Annotated in this window: 2 protein-coding genes and 2 pseudogenes; 2 read left to right on the forward strand and 2 right to left on the reverse strand. The window is 57.3% G+C overall.

Features of this window, described 5'->3' with window-relative positions; genetic code table 11:
• Positions 1 to 10: 10 nt before the first annotated feature.
• Positions 11 to 619, reverse strand: a pseudogene (locus AS026_RS21600) (IS630-like element ISRel6 family transposase); the annotation flags it as partial.
• A gap of 68 nt (positions 620 to 687) precedes the next feature.
• Between AS026_RS21600 and AS026_RS21605 the strand changes: the two are divergent.
• Complete coding sequence (locus tag AS026_RS21605; RefSeq protein WP_062371716.1) at positions 688 to 1716, forward strand: IS110 family RNA-guided transposase; 1029 nt, start codon at positions 688 to 690, stop codon at positions 1714 to 1716.
• A 259-nt stretch (positions 1717 to 1975) separates the two neighbouring features.
• Here the strand turns inward: AS026_RS21605 and AS026_RS40215 are convergent.
• Positions 1976 to 2314 (reverse strand): annotated as a pseudogene (locus AS026_RS40215) (helix-turn-helix domain-containing protein); the annotation flags it as partial.
• A gap of 134 nt (positions 2315 to 2448) precedes the next feature.
• Here AS026_RS40215 and AS026_RS21610 point away from each other — a divergent pair.
• The gene (locus AS026_RS21610; protein ID WP_062370584.1) at positions 2449 to 3483 is read left to right on the forward strand and encodes an IS110 family RNA-guided transposase; all 1035 of its coding nucleotides are present in this window, start codon (positions 2449 to 2451) and stop codon (positions 3481 to 3483) included.
• Positions 3484 to 3793 lie beyond the last annotated feature (310 nt).

The following is a 3793-nucleotide window of genomic DNA, read 5'->3' on the forward strand; positions in this document are numbered from 1 at the left end:
CTAGAGCCTTTCATGTTTTGACGGAAGCGTAGCCGGCATTTGAGAAGTAGTTGGCGCATTCCTCTGGCTTTATGGTGTCGGCGAGTAAGCCCAGGTGGCGCCACGTTTCCTCGATGGTTCGCTTTTGAGCCTGGCGCATCCAGTGCTTGATCTTGGCGAAGGCTTGCTCGATCGGATTAAGGTCGGGGGAATATTTCGGCAGGAACCATAGCCTGGCGCCGACGGCCCTGATGGCATCGCGGATGGCCTTGGCTTTGTGAGAGCCGAGATTATCGAGGATGACGATGTCGCCAGGTTTGAGGGTCGGGATCAACTGCTGGCGGACATAGGCGTGGAAGCATTCGCCATTAATGGGACCGTCGAAGACGCAGGGCGCAGTGAGCTTGTCGCAGCGGAGGGCGCCGAGGAAGGTCAGGGTGCGCCAGCGGCCATGCGGGGCAAAGCCGCGCAATCTTTTGCCCCTCGGCCCCCACCCGCGTAACGGCGCCATGTTGGTGCGGATCCAGGTCTCGTCGATGAAGACGAGCCGCTTCGGATCGAAGCGGTCTTGCCAGGCTTTCCAGCGGGCTCTGCGCCGGGCAATGTCGACGCGGCCCTGCTCAAGGGCGAACAGCGTTTTTATGGAATGGCCCGCCCACCTCTCCGACATCGCGTAAGATGCCGGTGCTTAACAGAGAGGAGCGAGCCATGACCATTGTGATGATTGGAATCGACTTAGGCAAGAACAGCTGCAGTGTCGCAGCGCTTGATGAACTCGGCGCGGTCGTACTTCGCCGACGCATGCGGCCAACGAGCATCGTGGAGTTTGCATCAAAATATGCGCCTTGTATCGTGGCTATGGAAGCCTGCTGCGGCGCCCATCATCTCGGGCGTCAGCTTGTTGCACGGGGGCACACGGTGAAGCTTATGCCACCAGAGTATGTGCGCCCCTATGTGAAAGCGCAGAAGAATGATGACCGCGACGCTGAGGCAATTGCGGAGGCAGCAACTCGACCGACGATGCGCTTTGTCGAACTGAAGAGTCAGGAGCAACTTGATATTCAATCATTGCATCGCGTGCGATCGCGGCTGGTGGGTACGCGAACGATGCTGATCAACCAGATGCGTGCCCTGCTTCTCGAGCGCGGTATCACTGTCGCCCAGGGGCGTCACAAATTTGAGAAGGCTCTGGATAAAATCCTCATGGAGGAAGCTTTGCTGGCTCCAGGTCGACTCCGTGACCTCCTATGCGAGATGCGTGATGAGTGGTCTGTCCTTGATCGCCGCGTTGAGGCGCTGGACAAGGAGTTCGCGCAGCTTGCCCGTACTGACGAGATGGCAAGACGTTTGACCTCCATACCAGGTGTCGGTCCTCTCAATGCAACAGCCCTTGTCGCCGCTGTTGGAAAAGCTGAAGCGTTCGAACAAGCGCGAGATCTCGGAGCTTGGCTTGGGCTAGTTCCTCGACAGTACACAACAGGAGGTAAACCGCGGCTACTCGGGATCAGCAAGCGAGGAAACACCTATCTTCGGACGCTTTTGATCCATGGCGCCAGAGCTGCCTTGCCCAGTCTGGCGAGAACCAATACGGCGCTGGGAGCGTGGCTGCGGGGCCTCCAGGCGCGATGCCATCCTAATACAGTGGTTGTTGCCCTTGCCAATAAACTGGCGAGGATCGCCTGGGTGCTCATCCGGCGAGAAACATTGTTCTCGCTCGAGCGTGCTTCGACCGCCTAGTGTGATCGGTCCTCGGCGGTAAAATCGCCGGCTGACCCACCGAATGTCTGCGGGAGGAATTTTGAAGATGGCCTGACGGTATACCGGCGTTCCAACAGCCTGGCTTTAAAAATGGCACTTCGATGCCGTCGTTTTTATGAGGCTTGGGACGCGCGGCTCTCCATCTTGGCAACGGCTCCGCCGTATGCCGTATACGTTGATGCAGACTTGTCAGTTGCCATGCGAATAAAAACTCTTGCGGACCGGGCGGGCCATACGTTTTAAAGCTCAAGCCCTCGCGGCGCATGAACTGCCAGATGGCATTGTGGGAGACGCTCACGCCGCGGGCGGCCAACTCATCCTTCAGCCGATGTAGCGTCAGATGTGATGTCTGCTCGATCTGCTCGACGATGAAGGCGCGGTGCGGCTCTAGCACACGTCGGCGATGGCCGCCCATCTTGCCGGGCGACACACTACCGGTGGTCCGATAACGCTGCGACCACTTCACCACGGATGAGACAGCTATGTCGAACCGCTCCGCCACCACCCGGCAGCTCTGACCGTCCACAACCGCTGCAACGACTCGCTCACGAAGATCATTCGAATAGGGTCGCGTCATGGATGCTGGCCTCCATTCCAGCATCCATGATGAATCACAAATCTGCTGATTTGATGTTGTGGAACGGCTCTGCTCCCACCCTATCCTGAAAAGAGGCCGAGCATCCTGTTCGGTAAACAGCTTGGAGCGTTCTTATGACTTTGATCACGACAATCGGTCTCGATACGGCCAAACAAGTCTTTCAGTTGCATGGAGTAGACAACGAAGGGACGACAATCCTTCGTAGGCAGCTTCGACGCTCTGAGGTTTTGAAGTTCTTCAGGAAGATCCCGTCGTGTGTCGTTGGATTGGAGGCATGCGGAGGCGCTCATTATTGGGCACGAGAGATCAAGGCTCTCGGACATGAAGTTCGGTTGATCCCACCTGCTTACGTGAAGCCCTATGTCAAAAGAGGCAAGAATGACGCGGCAGACGCTGAGGCGATATGCGAAGCTGTAGGTCGACCGTCGATGCGTTTCGTGCCGCTCAAGACCGTCGGCCAGCAAGCGACGGCTATGCTCTTGAAGGCAAGGGACCTGCTGGTTCGGCAGCGCACCCAAACGATCAACGCTTTGCGCGGTCATCTTACCGAACTGGGCATTACCACATCCAGAGGTGTGGGCAAGGTCGACGACCTTGCCGCAATCGTCCGTGACGAGGATGATGCCCGCTTGCCACCCTTGGCCCGCATCGCCCTGTTGCCCCTGACCCATCAGATAGAGGCCTACACGTCGGAGATCGTTAAGTTGGAGAAGCACATGATCCGCGAAAGCCGACAGGATGCGACATTGAGCCGGCTGACCTCAATTCCAGGTGTGGGTCCAATCACTGCCAGCTCCATCGCGGCATTTGTACCCGACCCAAAGGCCTTCAAGTCTGGGCGTCACTTTGCGGCTTGGATAGGCCTGACCCCGAAATCAAATTCCACAGGCGGGAAAACCAGATTGGGAAGAATCTCAAAAATGGGAAACCCGGTCTTACGATCTCTTTTGGTTGTGGGAGCGTCCGCCGTTATCCAGCACGCACGTCGAGGCGCAAAGGTCTCAGCCTGGCTGACTGAGTTGCTGAGGCGCAGGCCATATAAAGTCGCCGCCATTGCGCTGGCCAACAAGATGGCCCGCATTGTTTGGGCTCTTCTAGTGAGAGGTGGTCAATTCCATAGCACGGCGAACGAAACGATGGCGGCCTAGGACCGAATGCAGATCGCTTGTCGTCGCTGACAAGCTGAGGCCCAAGGTGCAAGATCAATGATGACCCCGAGGAAAGACATCCGGATTGGATCAAGACCGTGATTCCCAACGTGCTTCGAGCTCGCTGATTTGTTTAGGTCACTCCAGTCGCGAACGTCATCAAGGCCAGTAGCCCAATTGCTGCGCGAAAAGGCCGGACATATGGGCGCACCAGCCCTCGGAATATCAACGATTGAACACCTTGACCGCAGAGCCGTTCCACATATGGGAATCCCGCACCGATTCCGATAAGCAATGATCCGCTCTAGAC

The organism is Rhizobium altiplani, from assembly GCF_001542405.1.
GTDB classification, from domain to species: Bacteria; Pseudomonadota; Alphaproteobacteria; order Rhizobiales; family Rhizobiaceae; genus Rhizobium; species Rhizobium altiplani.

Excerpts from the sequence above, each read along its gene's own strand:
- AS026_RS21605 (WP_062371716.1), top strand. The coding sequence starts at position 688 with ATGACCATTGTGATGATTGGAATCGACTTAGGCAAGAACAGCTGCAGT.
- AS026_RS21610 (WP_062370584.1), top strand. The coding sequence starts at position 2,449 with ATGACTTTGATCACGACAATCGGTCTCGATACGGCCAAACAAGTCTTT.